The sequence below is a fragment of the candidate division WOR-3 bacterium genome, from assembly GCA_039801245.1.
Classification (GTDB): Bacteria; Hydrothermota; Tepidihabitantia; order Tepidihabitantales; family Tepidihabitantaceae; genus JAOABP01.
In genome coordinates, this window is record JBDRUF010000005.1 from 1 (window position 1) to 15,423 (window position 15,423).

At 50.3% G+C, this 15,423-nt stretch carries 15 protein-coding genes; 11 read left to right on the forward strand and 4 right to left on the reverse strand.

The window, feature by feature from the left end; genetic code table 11:
* Window positions 1-467 precede the first annotated feature (467 nt).
* From ABIK47_01335 to ABIK47_01360, 6 genes are all read left to right on the forward strand, one after another.
* A complete protein-coding gene (locus ABIK47_01335) occupies window positions 468-1,730 on the forward strand; it encodes a 3-isopropylmalate dehydratase large subunit (protein ID MEO0019270.1) in 1,263 nt (420 codons plus the stop codon).
* A 1-nt stretch (window position 1,731) separates the two neighbouring features.
* A complete protein-coding gene (locus ABIK47_01340) occupies window positions 1,732-2,226 on the forward strand; it encodes a 3-isopropylmalate dehydratase (protein MEO0019271.1) in 495 nt (164 codons plus the stop codon).
* Complete coding sequence (locus ABIK47_01345; GenBank protein ID MEO0019272.1) at window positions 2,223-3,440, forward strand: aldolase/citrate lyase family protein; 1,218 nt, start codon at window positions 2,223-2,225, stop codon at window positions 3,438-3,440. Before ABIK47_01340 ends, ABIK47_01345 begins: the two co-directional genes overlap by 4 nt.
* The gene (gene citF, locus ABIK47_01350) at window positions 3,437-4,993 is read left to right on the forward strand and encodes a citrate lyase subunit alpha (GenBank protein ID MEO0019273.1); all 1,557 of its coding nucleotides are present in this window, start codon (window positions 3,437-3,439) and stop codon (window positions 4,991-4,993) included. The genes ABIK47_01345 and citF overlap by 4 nt, the downstream gene beginning before the upstream one ends.
* A gap of 93 nt (window positions 4,994-5,086) precedes the next feature.
* Entirely contained in the window at window positions 5,087-6,802 is a 1,716-nt protein-coding gene (locus tag ABIK47_01355) for a carbon starvation protein A (GenBank protein ID MEO0019274.1), read from the forward strand.
* Window positions 6,803-6,846: 44 nt separating this feature from the next.
* On the forward strand, window positions 6,847-7,350 hold the full coding sequence (locus ABIK47_01360) for a hypothetical protein (protein ID MEO0019275.1): 504 nt from the start codon (window positions 6,847-6,849) through the stop codon (window positions 7,348-7,350).
* 7 nt (window positions 7,351-7,357) lie between these two features.
* Here ABIK47_01360 and ABIK47_01365 read toward each other — a convergent pair whose 3' ends face one another.
* The 4 genes from ABIK47_01365 to ABIK47_01380 are packed head-to-tail and all read right to left on the reverse strand — an operon-like array spanning window position 7,358 to window position 9,381.
* Window positions 7,358-8,254 (reverse strand): DMT family transporter, encoded by an 897-nt coding sequence (locus tag ABIK47_01365; protein ID MEO0019276.1) that lies wholly within the window; start codon window positions 8,252-8,254, stop codon window positions 7,358-7,360.
* A 44-nt stretch (window positions 8,255-8,298) separates the two neighbouring features.
* Window positions 8,299-8,856, reverse strand: a complete 558-nt coding sequence (locus ABIK47_01370; GenBank protein MEO0019277.1) for a hypothetical protein — start codon at window positions 8,854-8,856, stop codon at window positions 8,299-8,301.
* Window positions 8,840-9,220 carry a winged helix-turn-helix domain-containing protein gene (locus ABIK47_01375; GenBank protein MEO0019278.1) on the reverse strand — a complete coding sequence of 127 codons (381 nt, stop codon included), beginning with the start codon at window positions 9,218-9,220 and terminating at the stop codon, window positions 8,840-8,842. Before ABIK47_01375 ends, ABIK47_01370 begins: the two co-directional genes overlap by 17 nt.
* Window positions 9,221-9,240: 20 nt before the next feature.
* Window positions 9,241-9,381 (reverse strand): hypothetical protein, encoded by a 141-nt coding sequence (locus ABIK47_01380; GenBank protein MEO0019279.1) that lies wholly within the window; start codon window positions 9,379-9,381, stop codon window positions 9,241-9,243.
* 210 nt (window positions 9,382-9,591) lie between these two features.
* Here ABIK47_01380 and ABIK47_01385 point away from each other — a divergent pair, with 210 nt between their 5' ends.
* The 5 genes from ABIK47_01385 to ABIK47_01405 all read left to right on the forward strand — a co-directional run bounded on the left by ABIK47_01385 (window position 9,592) and on the right by ABIK47_01405 (window position 15,369).
* Window positions 9,592-10,215 (forward strand): Ig-like domain-containing protein, encoded by a 624-nt coding sequence (locus tag ABIK47_01385; GenBank protein ID MEO0019280.1) that lies wholly within the window; start codon window positions 9,592-9,594, stop codon window positions 10,213-10,215.
* A 125-nt stretch (window positions 10,216-10,340) separates the two neighbouring features.
* The gene (locus ABIK47_01390) at window positions 10,341-10,733 is read left to right on the forward strand and encodes a hypothetical protein (GenBank protein MEO0019281.1); all 393 of its coding nucleotides are present in this window, start codon (window positions 10,341-10,343) and stop codon (window positions 10,731-10,733) included.
* Between the two features lie 395 nt (window positions 10,734-11,128).
* Window positions 11,129-11,794 (forward strand): hypothetical protein, encoded by a 666-nt coding sequence (locus tag ABIK47_01395; GenBank protein ID MEO0019282.1) that lies wholly within the window; start codon window positions 11,129-11,131, stop codon window positions 11,792-11,794.
* 25 nt (window positions 11,795-11,819) lie between these two features.
* Window positions 11,820-14,906, forward strand: coding sequence for a M14 family zinc carboxypeptidase (locus ABIK47_01400; GenBank protein MEO0019283.1), 3,087 nt, complete (start codon window positions 11,820-11,822; stop codon window positions 14,904-14,906).
* A gap of 1 nt (window position 14,907) precedes the next feature.
* Window positions 14,908-15,369, forward strand: a complete 462-nt coding sequence (locus ABIK47_01405) for a cytidine/deoxycytidylate deaminase family protein (protein MEO0019284.1) — start codon at window positions 14,908-14,910, stop codon at window positions 15,367-15,369.
* Window positions 15,370-15,423 lie beyond the last annotated feature (54 nt).

The window sequence follows — 15,423 nt, forward strand, 5'->3', positions numbered from 1 at the left end:
AAATCCCGGTCAGTGACCAGCCCAGGGGGCGTCCCGGGGACAGTCCCCCCTACCCTTTCCCTTATCATCCCCTTTACCCCTTACCATTACGCCCTTAAGAGCATATCCTTATGCCTGGCTATGGCTGCCCTTAAGAGCCTTTTCCCTGCCGCAATTAGGGCTATTCCTTAATCCACCTTCAAATCCGCCTCTCAGACCCTCCTTATGGTTATCTCCTAACTCCTATCCCGAACCCCCCACAAGACCCTCTTTAAGGCTACCCTCAGGGCTATCCCTGTCTCTGCCTTCATTACCATTAGCGGATGCCTCATTATAGATAGTAGGTTAGAGATTTTGATTAGGCAACACCGCAGGACAAAAGGTTTTGAGAGCTTTTGAGATATTAAATATGCCCAGCGGTTTATTCGGTCAATTCTTGCGGAGGGATGTTTTGGAGATATAATTTTGTGAATGAAAGGTGAGGTTATATGGGAATGACATTTGCTGAAAAGATATTTGCCCGGAAAACGGGCAGGCAGGCGGTTAAAGCCGGTGAGATTGTTTTCTGCAAGCCGGACCGAATCTTGATGCATGATAACGCTGCAGCAATTACCGATAAGGTGTTAAAGGATTTGACCGAGTTCGGGCTCGCCGACCCGGAACAGGTGGTTATTGTCCTTGACCATACGGTGCCTGCGGTTGATGAGAAGACCGCAACCGGACACAAGAGGATAAGGGAGTTTGTCCAGAAATATGGGATTAAGCGGTTCTTTGATATTGGGACTGGGGTTTGCCATCAGGTGATGGTGGAGAAGAGGCTGGTTCTGCCGGGGATGGTCGTGGTTGGTTCAGACTCGCACACCTGTTCTTATGGTGCGGTGAATGCCTTTGCCACCGGTATTGACCGGACCGAGGCGGCGGCTTTGCTTTTGACCGGTGAAACCTGGTTCAAGGTGCCGGAGTCAATCAGGATTTTTCTCAAGGGCAGGCTGCAGGAACTGGTCACCGCCAAGGATTTGATTCTGACCATTATCGGCAAGATTGGGGCGGACGGGGCTGACTACTGTTCGGTGGAGTTCTGGGGTGATGTTGGACATCTGACCCTTGACGACCGTTTCACGATTGCCAATATGGGGGTGGAGATGGGCGCAAAGAATGCGGTCTTTCCGGTTGATGAGATAACCAAGGGGTTTTTGGGTGCGATTGGTATTGAGCGGAAGGAGTGGCAGGATGTTTGGGCAGATGGTGATGCGGTCTACCGGCAGGAGTTGACATTTGAGATGGATAAGGTTGTGCCGGTGGTGGCAACACCGCACAAGGTGGATAACTGCAAGCCGGCAGGTGAGTTGAAGGATGTTGAGGTGCAGCAGTGCCTTATCGGCACCTGCACCAATGGCAGGGCATCGGACTTTGGTCTGGCAGCAGAGATAATTGGTAAGAGAAAGGTTTCACCCAAGACCAGGCTTTTGCTCCTGCCGGCTTCAAAGAGCGAACTGGAAAAGGCGCTGGATGCGGGAGATATTCAGACACTGGTTGAGGCTGGAGGGGTGCTTTTGCCACCAGGGTGCGGACCCTGTCTTGGTGCCCATCAGGGGGTTCTGGCACCGGGTGAGCGTTGCATCTCAACCGCCAATCGTAATTTTCGGGGCCGGATGGGCTGCAGGGATGCAGAGATTTATCTTGCCAGCCCGGCAACGGTGGCGGCAAGCGCCCTGACCGGGAGGATAACCGACCCGCGGGAGGTGATGTAAGATGAGGGTTTGGTTTTATGGTGATGACATTAATACCGATATGCTGTTTCCGGGTAAATACACCTACACCTGTTCCAAACCAGAGGAGATTAAGCCCCACCTCTTGGAGGACCTTGACCCGGAGTTTGCGAAAGCGGTTCAGCCCGGAGACATTATCATTGCGGGCAGAAACTTTGGCTGCGGCTCTTCCCGGGAGCAGCCGGTTGTTGGTCTGAAGGCGGTGGGTGTGGCGGCGGTGATTGCCAAGAGTTTCGCTCGGATTTTCTATCGGGCAGGGATAAATCAGGGACTATTACTGATTGAGGCACCGGATGCGGTTGAATTTTATCAGCCGGGGATGGCGGTGGAACTGGATGCGGCAGCGGGGATTATCAGGATTGGTGAGAGGGAGTTTTCCTTTCCCAAGCCGCCTCCGGAGATTTTAGGGATTGTTGAGGCAGGGGGGCTCTTAGAGTTTACGCGCAAAAGGTTGCGGGAAAGGGCGGTTAAAAGATGACAGGGATTGGTGCTGCCGGTCGCAAGGGAGAAGAGGTGCGTTCTGATGTCTGGATTGGTGTTGAGATTAAGGATTCAGGTGGAATAGAGATATCACTCAAGAGCAGGGTTGATTTTATTTACGGTGATGCGATAAAAGAGTTAATTTTATCCGGGATGAAGCATTTTGGGATTAACGATGCCAGGGTCGAGGTTATTGATTCAGGCGCCCTGCCATTTGTGATTATGGCAAGGCTGGAAACAGCGTTAAGAAGGGCGTTGGGCAGGGATTTGCCTGAATGGCTGCCCGAGCCTGGACCTTCATTTGCCCAGCCAAGCAGCCGGGAGAGGTGGCGCCGTTCCAGGCTTTATCTCCCAGGAAACGAGCCGAGGTTTATGTTAAACGCCCGAATCCACGAGCCCGATGGGGTGATTCTTGACCTTGAGGATTCGGTGCCACCTGAGGAGAAGGATGCGGCGCTGATTTTGGTGCGTAACGCCCTGATAGCGGTTGATTTCGGTTTGTGTGAGCGGATGGTGCGCATCAACCCCTTGCCCGAAGGGCTAAATGAACTGGAGACATTAATCCGTGCAGGGGTGAATGTAATTCTTGTGCCCAAATCTGAGGATGATGACCAGATTGAGGAGGTGGATGAGGCGATTGGCAGGATTGTCAAGAAAACAGGTGAAAACAGGGAGGTGTTTCTGATGCCGATTGTTGAGACCGCCGCGGGATTGTTCAAGGCACATAAGGTTGCCAAGGCATCAAACCGCATCGTTGCCTTGACCTACGGGCTTGAGGATTACATTGCCGATATCGGCGCGGAGAAGACAAAGGAGGGAAGTGAGAGCCTTTTGCTCCGTTCGGTGATTGTCAATGCGGCAAGGGCAGCGGGTGTTCAGCCGATTGATACCGTTTATGCGGATGTCTTTGACCTTGATGGTCTGCGCGAAAGTTGCCAGCGGGCAAAGGAGCTGGGCTTTGAGGGCAAGGGTTGTATCCATCCCCGTCAGGTAAGGGTGATTAATGAGGTTTTTACACCGAATGATAGTGAGATTCAGAGGGCAAAGGAGATTGTTAAAGCCGACCAAGAGGCGAGAAAACATGGTAAAAGTGTGGCGGTAATTGGCTCAAAGATGATTGACCCACCAGTGGTAAGAAGGGCGCAAAGGACCCTCGAACTGGCGATTCTTGCTGGTAAACTGAATCCTAACTGGAATGAGGAGGAAGGGTGAATTTGGTCCCGAATGCCTTAGGCAGGCTTGTCCCAACTGAAGTCAATGGCAGACCCGCGGTACCTTTTCCAGGGGTTGACCTTTTCCGTCCATCAGGCAGAAAGGCAGCACCCAAAATTCCCACCACCCTTGATTACCCTGAGGATGGCAACAAGGTTGTACCTGACCTCCGCACCGCGCTTGAGAAGTGCGGCATCAGGGATGGGATGACCATCTCCACCCATCACCACTTCCGGGAAGGTGACACCCTGGCACTGCAACTTTTTGACATCTGTGCGGAGATGGGGCTTAAGGATCTGGTCTGGTTTCCTTCTGCCGCCTTTCCCTGCCATGCGCCCCTGATTAAACATCTTGACAGCGGGGTGATTCATCATATTGAGGGCAGTTTGAACGGACCATTAGGTGATTATTGTACCAAGGGCAGGATGCGCGGACTTGGTGTCTTGCGCTCGCATGGGGGCAGGGCGCAGGCGATTCAGGATGGCGAGGTTCATATTGACATTGCGGTCTTGGCAGCACCGACTGCGGACTGTTTTGGCAATGCCAATGCGGTTCAAGGGGATGCGGCGTGCGGGGTGTTGGGTTATGCGCTGGCAGATGCGATTTATGCAGACAAAACCATCATCGTTACCAATAACCTTGTGCCTTTTCCCTGTATGCCGATAGAGATATCCGGGAGTTATGTTGACTATGTGGTTGTCCAGGATGTAATCGGTGACCCCAAAAAAATTGTTGCCGGCACAACCGAAATCACCCGCTCACCCGACCGGCTTTATATTTCTGAACTGGTTGCCCGCTTTATCCGCGATTCGGGCATTATGCGCGACGGCTTCAGTTTTCAGGCGGGCGCGGGTGGGATTTCACTTGCATTTGCGGTCTACCTTGCCGAGATGATGAAGGAGGCTAATGTCAAGGCAAGCTGGATTCATGGCGGGACCAACCGCTTCTTGGTGAAGATGCTTGAAGAAGGTCTAACCAGAGCGTTAATTGACGGCCAGGCTTTTGACCTGGAGGCGGTGCGTTCAATCGGTGTAAACAGAAACCACATCGGCACCAGCCCTTTAATCAGTTACAATCACCACTCTAAGGGTAACTTCATCAACCTGTTGGATGTGGCTGTCCTTGGTGCCACCGAGGTGGATTTGAACTTTAATGCCAATGTTGTCACCCATTCGGATGGCAGGCTTTTACACGGCATCGGTGGCTGGCAGAACTGCCTTTATGCCAAATGCGTGATTCTGGCGATGCCCGCGGTGCGGGACCGGATTCCGGTGATTGTTGATGAGGTGACAACCCTGTGCGGACCTGGGGAGATGATTGATGTGGTGGTGACGGAACTGGGAATTGCCATCAACCCGAAGAGGCAGGATTTGCTTGCGGCGGTCAAGGGTAAGGGTCTGCCGTTAAAGAGTTTGGAGGAGATGAAGGCAGAGGTTGAGCGTCTCTGCGGCAGACCGAAAAAGCCGGAGCGGTCAAGCAAAGTTGTTGCAGTTGTCAAATGGGTTGATGGGACAGTTTTGGACTCGGTTTTCCAGATTTTAGATAAAGCGTAGCCTGTTTTAACCCATCCCCATTTATTCAATTGACAAGGAGGTGAGTTTCAGTATTTTAAAATTCGTGATTTTTATTCACAAGGAGGATAGTCAATGGCATTTTTAATATTTGTCCTGGCTGTTGTTTGGTTTTTCCTGATGTATCGGATTTACGGCGGGTTTCTGTCCAGGCGGGTTTTTAAACTTGATGATTCCCGGCAGACACCGGCACACACCTTGAGGGATGACCGTGATTATGTGCCGAGCAACCGCTGGGTTGTCTGGGGTCATAACTTCACCTCCATTGCCGGTCTTGGTCCGATTGTCGGTCCTGCGATTGGTGTCATCTGGGGCTGGGTGCCAGCCCTGCTCTGGATAACATTGGGAACGGTTTTCTTTGGCGGGGTTCACGATTTTTCCTCGCTGGTTCTGTCAATCAGAAACAAGGGGCTTTCCATCGGTGAAATCACCACCCGGGTAATCGGCAAGAGGGCAAAGTTTCTTTTTATGGCGATAATCTTCCTTGAGGTCTGGGTGGTTATTGCCATCTTTGCAATGATTATGGGGATTCTTTTCAAGATGTATCCCAGTTCGGTTTTCCCGGTCTGGATGGAGATACCGATTGCACTGACTCTGTCCTATATGGTTTTCAAGAAGGGTAAAAGCCTGGAACTTTGGTCCTGGATTGCACTCCTGGCGATGTATGCCACCGTGGCTTTGGGTGTTTTGATTCCCTTGAGTATTCCCGGCAGCAATGCGGTTGTCATCTGGATTGTGATTCTGATGGTCTATGCCTATGTTGCCTCAATTTTGCCGGTGGAAACCCTCCTGCAGCCAAGGGATTACATCAACTCCCATGAGTTGATGGTTGCCGGGCTCTTGATTTTTGCCGGCGCGGTTGCCGCCTTCATCCGCGACCCTGGTCATCTTGGCTTTGTTGCCCCTGCCTTCAATCTCTCTGCAAGGGGTGCACCACCGGTCTGGCCATTTCTTTTTGTTACGATTGCCTGCGGTGCCATCTCCGGTTTCCATTCCCTGGTTACCTCAGGCACCGCATCTAAACAGATTAACAAAGAGAGTGATGCCCGATTGGTCGGTTATGGCGGAATGATTGCTGAGGGCATTCTTGCTACCTTGGTTTTACTTGCGGTTGGCGCCGGTTTCGGTGCTATCGGTAAAGGATTGGAAGCGGGTATGGCGGCCTGGTCACAACATTATTCAGACTGGTCTTCAGCAAGCGGGATGGCGGCAAATCTCAAGGCTTTTGTTACCGGTGCATCAAATATGATGGGTTATATCTTTGGCAATGGCAGATATGTCCGCGAACTGATGATGACGATAATGGGTGTTTTTATCGTTTCCTTTGCCGGCACCACGATTGACACCGCAGCAAGAATCCAGCGTTATATTGTTCAGGAGTTTGGCAGGAGTGCGGGCTTGAATTTTATCACCGGCAAGCATATTGCGACCTTGATTGCGGTTGGTTCGGCGTTTGGTCTGGCAATGGTCAAGCCTGGTGGTCAGGGTGCGTTAATCCTCTGGCCGCTCTTTGGCACTATCAATCAGCTCCTTGCCGGTCTCGCTTTGGTTGTTGTTACCCTTTATCTGACATTCAAAAAGTCAAAGCCATTGGTGGCAGCGATTCCAACACTCTTTCTCGTTGTAATGACCTCCTGGGCGATGGTGAAAAACATCCAGGATTATGCCCGCACTCACAACTGGCTTTTGTTCAGCGTTGGCTGGATTGTTTTTGCCTTAATGGTCTGGCTGGTGATTGAGGCGATAATTGCGCTCATTAAGGGTTTCAAGACCAAGCCTCATCTTGATTGAATGAAACCCTTGACTCGCACCGAGGCGGACTTAAGATAAATTGTATGAAAAATAAAAAGGGGTTCGCTCCCAGCACAATCGCCGGTGTTGCTTTTTGCACCCTCGCACTCCTGTTCGGATTTTGCGCACAGGCTTTTGCTGAAGGCAGCGGTTTGGGACTCGGTATCATCCTTGGTGAACCGACCGGAGTGAGCGCAAAGTTGTGGCTGAGTGGGTCAGTGGCAGTTGATGCTGCTGCCGGCTGGGCATTTCTTAATCGCCATAACCACTATAATTACATTCATCTGCACGGTGATATCCTTCACCACTATTTTCTGCCGGTGCCTATAGGTGACCTGCCATTGTATTACGGGATTGGCGCACGGGTCAGGCTGGCGTCAGATGAGGAAAAGATGCGTGTCGGGGTGAGGGTTCCTGTTGGGCTTGAGTATCTTTTTGAGCCGGTGCCCTTGGGCTGTTTCTTGGAACTGGTGCCACTGCTTGATTTGATTCCGGAAACTCGATTCGGGGTAAATGGTGGTTTAGGTATTCGCTACTACTTCCGCTAATTTTATCTTAGCCGATAAAGACCAAAAGCGCACCGGTAAAGGCGCTGATTATCGCAATTGCGCGCCGGAAATTGACCGGCTCCTTGAGAATCAGCGCGGAAAGGATAAAAATGAAGATATTGCTCAACTGGTTCAGGGGTGCCGCAACCGAAACTAAAGTGAACTTCATCCCACCAAGCCAGATGGTCAAAGCGATATAGGTGCCAAGAACGGTTCCACCGATAGCGTAACCAAGACCCTTTTTGATAAAGGCAGAGGCAAGAACCCTTTTGCGCTCGGGCAAAATCAGGATAAAGAAAAAGACGCCCATCAAGCCGGCAAGGAGGCGAAATGCGGTCGCCCATAGGAGCGATGTTTGGGCAAGGAGCGGTTTAATCAAGATGATACTAACTGCGGTTGCTAAGGTTGACAGAACGCCAAGGATGATGCCGATAAAAAGCGTTTTCCGAGGGATGTTTTGCGGCACCCTTATCTGGCTGGTCAAAAACAGGGCGAAAAGGATAAGGGCTATCCCCAGAATCTGGAGCGGGGTCAGGCTCTCTTTCAGGAAAATAAGGGAAAGGGAGATGAGTAAAGGGCTGTACATATAGCCAACAATCGCAGAAAGACCGGCACCGATTCGGTTCAGGCTCATAAAGAAGAGGGTATCACCAACCGCCATTCCGAGGATGCCGCTTGCAAAAAACCGGGCGAATTCACAAAAACGCATTCGGGGTATTAAGGGCTCTTTGAGGATTAAAAGCGTCGGGATGAAAAGGATGAGCGCGAGGAGGTTTTTGAAGAGGTTCAGCCCGAGCGGGTGCGCGGTTTCGCCGCTCTTTTTGAAGAGGATAACGGCAAAAGCCCAGAAAAGGGCGCAGAGGAGGGCAAGGGTCTCGCCGAAAAAGGGGAAATTGACCGGCACCGCTCAATTATCAGCACCCTGAAAGAGGAGTCAAGATAGTAGGACTATTTACTTTTTAATCGGCGTTGGCGGAGAAGGGCGCGGTAAAATTCTCGGTATCGTTCTGCCATCCCTTCTGCCTCTGCCCATCTTCTAACCTCACGAATGTTCACCTTTTGGTTGGTAGCGACCAAAATTGCCTGCTCCAGTCCCTGGCGGTCGTTAAAAAAGAAGAAATGGGCGAGCCGGTCCTTGACACAATCGGTAGGAGAAAGCAGGGTCAGTTGATAACCACCTGTGATGATGCGCTGCGGCTGTCTTATCGGTTCACCGCCAATAGCAGGTGGTGGCGGGCGGATGTCAATAATTGTCTCTTCTTTCGGGTTGGTAAATGCGCCTGAGACCTTCGGATTGGAGTGATAGCCAAGTTCAGCAAGGGCGCTGGCGATGATTTTTTCCGGGTAACTGGCGGCGAGGACGAAATCAAGGTCACGGGTGACATATTTCCCTCGGGCGTAGATGGTTACGCAGGAACCACCAGAAAGCACCGTGTCAATTCCATAGGCTTTCAGTTTTGTGGAAATGCGGGCAGCAAGGCGCAGGATTTTAACGGCTCGGGACATACCTTACTGGTTTGCCTGGGATTCGGGGACGAAGACGGGGAATATAGTAGCGTTCCCTTTCTTTCGCTGGCAAGAGTTCCAGCACCTTTTTCAAAAGGGCTTCAAGTTCCCGGCGAAAGGGGTAGCGGGGGTTAAGGTAGAACAGCCTGATTTTACCCCGGCGCCGGCTGTAAACAACACCATAATCCTCAAGGGTTTTCAGCTGTCGCTGAACCGCCCGCAGGGCAGCGTTTGTTTCTTCAGCGATTTCCCGGGGATATGCGGCATCGCGGGTAAAGAGGATGAGCAGTATCCACTCGCGCAGCGGCGAGCCCAAAAGTGGCTTCAGTAATGCCGAGCGGTTTTGACTACATTTTTTAGTCATATGACTACATTTTGCAGTCATTATAATAGATAGTTTTGTTTAATCAAGCCCTGCTCTTTTTTCAAGAGAATAACGGCAAAGGCCCAGAAAAGGGCGCAGAGCAGGGCAAGGGTCTCGCCGAAAAAGGGGAAAATAAACCGGCACCGCTCAATTATCAGCATCGGGCTGAAAGAGTCAAGAGAGACGGCTAATTGTCAATCGTTATTTTCTCACTTGACAGGGCGAGATGAATGAATATCATAAATGTGATGTATGATAAGGGTACAGATAACCATGGCATAAAAAGAAACCAAGTAATATTTAGCTGTTCTCAAGGAGGTGAATCATATATGAAATGTTGGATTAAAATAATCCTTACGGTTTTTATCTTCTTGAGCTGTAAGCATCCTCTTGGAATTAATCATCCTCCAGTAATTAACTCTATTTCTGGTGCCGATTATGTTGGTGTTAACGGCTCAATCACTTTAACTTGCTATGCCAGTGACCCTGATAACGACCCGCTTGACTACAACTGGACTTGCACAAACGGGACGTTTTCATCTTCTTCCGGTCAGACAATTACATGGTATGCTCCTTCTGCTTCGGGTAGCGCAACTGTTACGGTCACAGTTACTGATGGGCGCGGTGGCTCTGACACACGAAGCAAAACGATAACTGTCCAACGCGTCACTACCACACTGATAGATTGGGATGGGCAAATTTTAGCAGGCTATTATATTTATTGGACTCAGGATTTGGCATCGGGGTATACAGTATCCGGTAACTTCTGGGTTGACAATTATGACATCAACTTTCTGATTCTGGATGCCGCTAACTATGAGAACTGGCGAAATAATCGGTCCTACAATTATGTAGTAAGGGTTTTGCGTTCTTCCGGTTCATCTTTTTCTGCAACGATAACAACAAGCGGTACCTACTACATTATCTTGGACAACACCTTCAGCCTGTTTACTGATAAATTCGCCCACCTTTTCTTGGAGAAAACTTCACCATAGGGACTAAAGGCGTATGTGACCAAAGGCGCGTCTCTCTCCAAGAGATTGATATTTGAGCTGATTGTATCAATGATGAGTTGGGGAACAACATGCCTATCGGGAAGTTACGTTTCACCCTAAACCCATTGGGTGCAGTTAGAGGACTGGTTGAGAAGTGGCGCCCTCCTTTTTATAAGTCCGAATCTGAATACAAAAAGGACCTCTACAACTATCTGGTCAAGAATGTCAAAGGTATCGAGGTAGTCCGCGAGTTTGGTAGTAGCCGTTTGCGAGCCGACATCTGCGTGGGAAGAAAGGTATTCATTGAGATAAAGAAGGACTTGAATTCCACTTCTAAACTGCAACGCCTGCTCGGACAATTAGAGCTCTACGCAAAGGAAGGTTGGGATAACGGAATTCTTGTGGTCGTAGGGAAAGTTGAGCCAGACCTTCTGAGGCAAGCAGAGGAAGGACTTGAGCGATTTGAAGATGATTTTTCCTTTTTCACTGACGAAGGATGGATAATAATTCGCAAATAAATGGAAATGGGGAATTTAACGAGCCTCGCTTTATGCCGCTAATGAATAGAGGGATTTCTCTGCTTCGGTCGAAATGACACTTGCGGTAATTTAAGGGTTCGTTAAGTTCTAAGTATACATATAAGTATACTAAATATCAGGGGTTGTTTTGGGGTTAAGTTTCGTAGTTTCATAATTTAGGGAAAATCCAGTTTTAGTTGGGGGGTGACTCCCCCGGTGGTTTTGGTTCTGGTGTTTTTATCCGGCTTTTCGGTCGCAATCCTTGCAGTTTTTAAGGGTCTGTTAAGTGTGATAACAAAAGGACCAAGGAGCGGAAACTGAGGCTTTCGTCTTCGGTCTTCCGACTTCGGTCTTGCCTTGACTTGGCAAGGGTTTCTTTTAAGATTTAAGGGTTGATGAATATTTGGCTAAAGAAATTGGGTCCGGTTTTTGCCGGCATAGTTGCCTTTATTGTTTTATTCAGCGGTTGCGAGAACAGGGCGCCATCGGTGCCGATTGTTTCCGGAACCGAGCGGGCAAGACCGAATGATACGATAGTTGTTTATGCGCTTTCGGTTGACAAGGAGGGCGACTCCATCTCCTATCTCTTTGACTGGAGTAATGAGGAGGATTCGGTCTGGAGCGAGTGGCTGCCATCAGGGGTGGAGTGCTTTCGCAAGGTTGCCTTTCTTGATACCGGCGGCTATTTTCTGCGGGTGAAGGCAAGGGATGCGCGAAAGGAGTCGGGCTGGTCAGACACATTTTTTGTCACTATCAGGTTTTATCAGCCTTTGGTGCCCAAAAGACCTGCAGGACCGGACACGGTTGTTGTCAATGATACGGTGGCTTTTGCCTCGTCCGCGAATCATCCTCTTGGGGAGTCAATGGCGCTGCAGTTTGACTGGGGTGATACCATTGGTGAGTGGAGCGGATTTTTCCTGCCGGGAACAATTGTTGCTGACCGGCACGCCTGGTCTGGTGCCGGGGTTTACGAGGTGAGGTGCCGGGCAAAGGACCGAAAGGGTTTTGTCTCAGACTGGTCTTTGCCAGAGACGGTTTGGGTTTTTGACAGTCTGTTTTAAGGGTGAAGGTCAAAGGAGGTTTTTGGTGAAAAGGTTGGTTTGGGTTTTATTTCTTGTCGGTCTGGTAGGTGCAGGCAAAGGACCGATGACCGAGGACCGAGAACCATCTTCTATCTTCGGTCTTCGGTCTTCCCTAAGGGAGCTGAAGGTCAAGGTCTTTTGCCCGCGGGTCCAACTGGACCGGGTTGCCAAGGATGTGCTTGAGTTCTATGAGGTGAAGGATGATTATTTTATCGGTGCGGTTAAGGAAAGGGCATATCAAAAACTTTTGAGTCTGGGCTATAAGGTTGAGGTTCTGGTTTCTGATATGGAGGCGGAGGCGAACAGAAACTGCCCGAAGGATGATTTTGGCAGGTATCACTCCTATCAGGAGATTATGGACACATTTGCCCTGATTGCCAGTACCTATCCGGAGATTTGCCTTTTGGACACGATTGCGGTTTCGCCAACCGGGAAGTATGTGATTGCCCTAAAGATTACCAAAGACCCGACACTGGAAAATCACCGCCCCAGACTGGAATGGGATGGGACAACCCATGGCAATGAGAACATCGGCACCGAGATATGCTTTTTCTTTGTCAGGCAGTTGACCGAAAATTACGGGTCAGACAGTCTGATTACCTATCTGGTGAATAACAGGGAAATCTGGATTATCCCCTGTGTCAACCCTGAAGGTCTGATAAACCGGACAAGGGGCAACTCCAATGGGATTGACCTGAACCGTGACTATGGCTATGCCTGGAATGAGGAGTCAGGGGCAGATGTGCCCTGGAGCCAGCCCGAGATCAGGGGTTTCAGGAATTTCTTTCAGAACCGCCCTTTTGTGATGACAATGACCTATCACAGCGGCACCCGTGCGGTGATGTGGCCCTGGAGTTATTCGCGCATCGCCACCTATGACAGTGTTGCCCATTCCCAGCTCTGCCAGCAATATGGCAGTATCACCGGCTATCCGGCATATCAGATCTCCCGGGGTCTTTATGAGTGTCAGGGGACATCAACCGACTTTTATTACGGCGCAGAGGGGGCTTTGGGCTTTGCCGCTGAGGTTGCCAATGGTCAGCCGCCACCACAGAGTGAGATTGACACCATCTGCCGGGCAAACTGGACCGCAAGCAAACAGTGGATGATAAAGGGCGGTTATGGTCTGCGCGGGCAGATTACCGATTCCATAACAGGAATGCCGGTGAAAAGGGCGCTGGTTATCTCTGACCCGACAAACTGGATGGTCTATACCGATACCTGCGGCTGGTTTTTCAAATATGTGGTTCCGGGAACATATGCGCTCAAGGTGATTGCTGATGGTTATCAGACCAGGACGATAAACAATATCGTTGTGCCGAACGATACATTTGTTGTGGTGAATGTGGCGCTGAAGCCGGATACAACCGCGCCGATAACCGGTTACAAGGTAACAACCTGGATTTGCAAAAGTCCGACCGGCGCGGGCAACACGATGGGGCTTTTTGGTCTTTTCCGGCGGGATGACCGGTCGTTCACTTTGACTGCAAGGGGAACTGCGGTGATTGAGATGGGCACCGGGATAATCAACGGTCCGGGCACAGATTTTACTGTTTATTCCACAAGTAATAAGCCCTGTTCGGTCTTAGTTTCAACCGAATGGAATGGACCCTGGAGTTTCTGTGCGTACGGGAGCGGTAATATCGCCTGCGATTTGGCTGATGCCGGGGTAAGTCTGGCAAACTTTATCCGGCTTGTTGACTGCGGGCAGAGTTATGACCTGGATGCGATTGAAGGAACGATTATCAATGCCCCGGCACTGATTTTACAGTCCCAGACCGTGATTGATTCGCCGCCTGGGGGTAATGGTGATGGCAGGTTTGACCCGGGTGAGAATGTGGATTTGGTAATTGCCTTGAGGAACGCTGGCAGGGTTGCAGCAGATGGTATTAGCGCGGTTCTACGAACCCTTGACCAGTTCGTGTCGGTCCTGGACTCAACCGCTGAATTTGGCGATATTTTGCCCGATTCGGCGAAGAGCAACTTTTCTGACCGGTTCAGGGTTATGGCAGCCCGCGAGACCCCACGCGAGCACAGTGCTGAGATGTGGCTTTACCTCTCGGGCACCAATTATTCAGACAGCATCAGGTTCAGAATGGTGGTAGGCGAGTTGAGGATGATTGACCCGATTCCGGACAACTCTGAGCCAACGCTTTACTGGGCTTATGATGAGGTTGACACATTATATCCAGAGCATCCTGAGTTTGAATGGGTGGAAATCAGAAATCTTGGCACCAGGCTCAGCCTGACCGATGACCAGACCAGGGTTATAGGTCTGCCAGCAAACTTTGGACCGTTTATCTTCTATGGACAGAGTTATAACCGGATTTCAATCTGCTCCAATGGCTGGATTGCACCAGATTCAACCGGCAGTGCGAGTCCGAATAATACTACTTTCCCCAATACCAATATGCCGGCAATTATTGCTGCAAACTGGGATGACCTGTACCCACCAACAGGGAACGGAGTATGGTATTATTACGATACCGCAAATCACCGGTTCATTGTTGAGTGGGATTCGGTCCATTACTACAACCCGCGTAGCCAGTGGGAGAAGTTTGAGATAATCCTTTACGACACCACGCTTGCAAGCGAGGATGGCAACTCCAAGTTCCTGTTCCAGTATCTGACAGCGAATCAACCAGGAACATCGGCAACAATCGGTATGCAGGACCATACGCGCAGCAAATTCATTCAGGTTCTCTGCAACGGCTCTTATCATCGGGCAGCATCACCCTGGATTTCCGGTCATGCGATAAAGTTTTCAACCGACACCCCTACCGGTATCAAAGACAAAGATTTAGGTCAAGGATTCTCAGCCTTAATCCTAACCTCAACCTGTCCTGTAACGACAACCTCTGTTAACCTCTCCTACTCATTACCAAAAGCTGATTTTGCCAGTCTGGTGATATACGACCGGTGCGGCAGAGTTGTGCACAGGTTTGATTTGGGTAAACAAGATGCGGGGAGGTATCAGATTAACTGGAACCTGACCGATTCTAAGGGGATGAGGTTAAGTGAAGGTATTTACTGGGCAAGATTACTCACCGGTAAAGCCCAGGCAACGGTAAAACTGGTGGTGGTGCGCTGATATGAAGGCAAAGGGCAAAAAGGTAAAACGCAAAGGCTGGGATGACTATTTCCTTGCCATTGCCCGTTTAGTGGCTGAGCGTTCAACCTGTCTGCGCCGGAAGGTTGGTGCGGTCTTGGTGCGGGACAAACGCATTCTCTGCACCGGTTATAACGGCGCGCCGCACGGACTACCTCACTGCGATAAAGCCGGGTGTCTGCGAGCAAAGTTGCACATTCCTGCAGGCGAGCGGATTGAAATCTGCCGGGGTATCCATGCAGAACAGAATACGCTGGTGCAGGCGGCAGCGTTTGGAATCGGAGTTTCAGGAGCAACCCTTTACTGCACCCATGCACCCTGTATTACCTGCGCCAAGATGCTGATTAATGCTGGTATCAGGGAGTTTGTTATTGCGGAGGATTATCCTGACAGTTTTGCCCGCCAATTCTTGAAAGAGGCAGGGGTGAAGGTGCGCAAGGTTTAGAGCTATTTTTGGTTCTTGAACTGTCAACAAAAAACTATAAACTACAAACTAAAT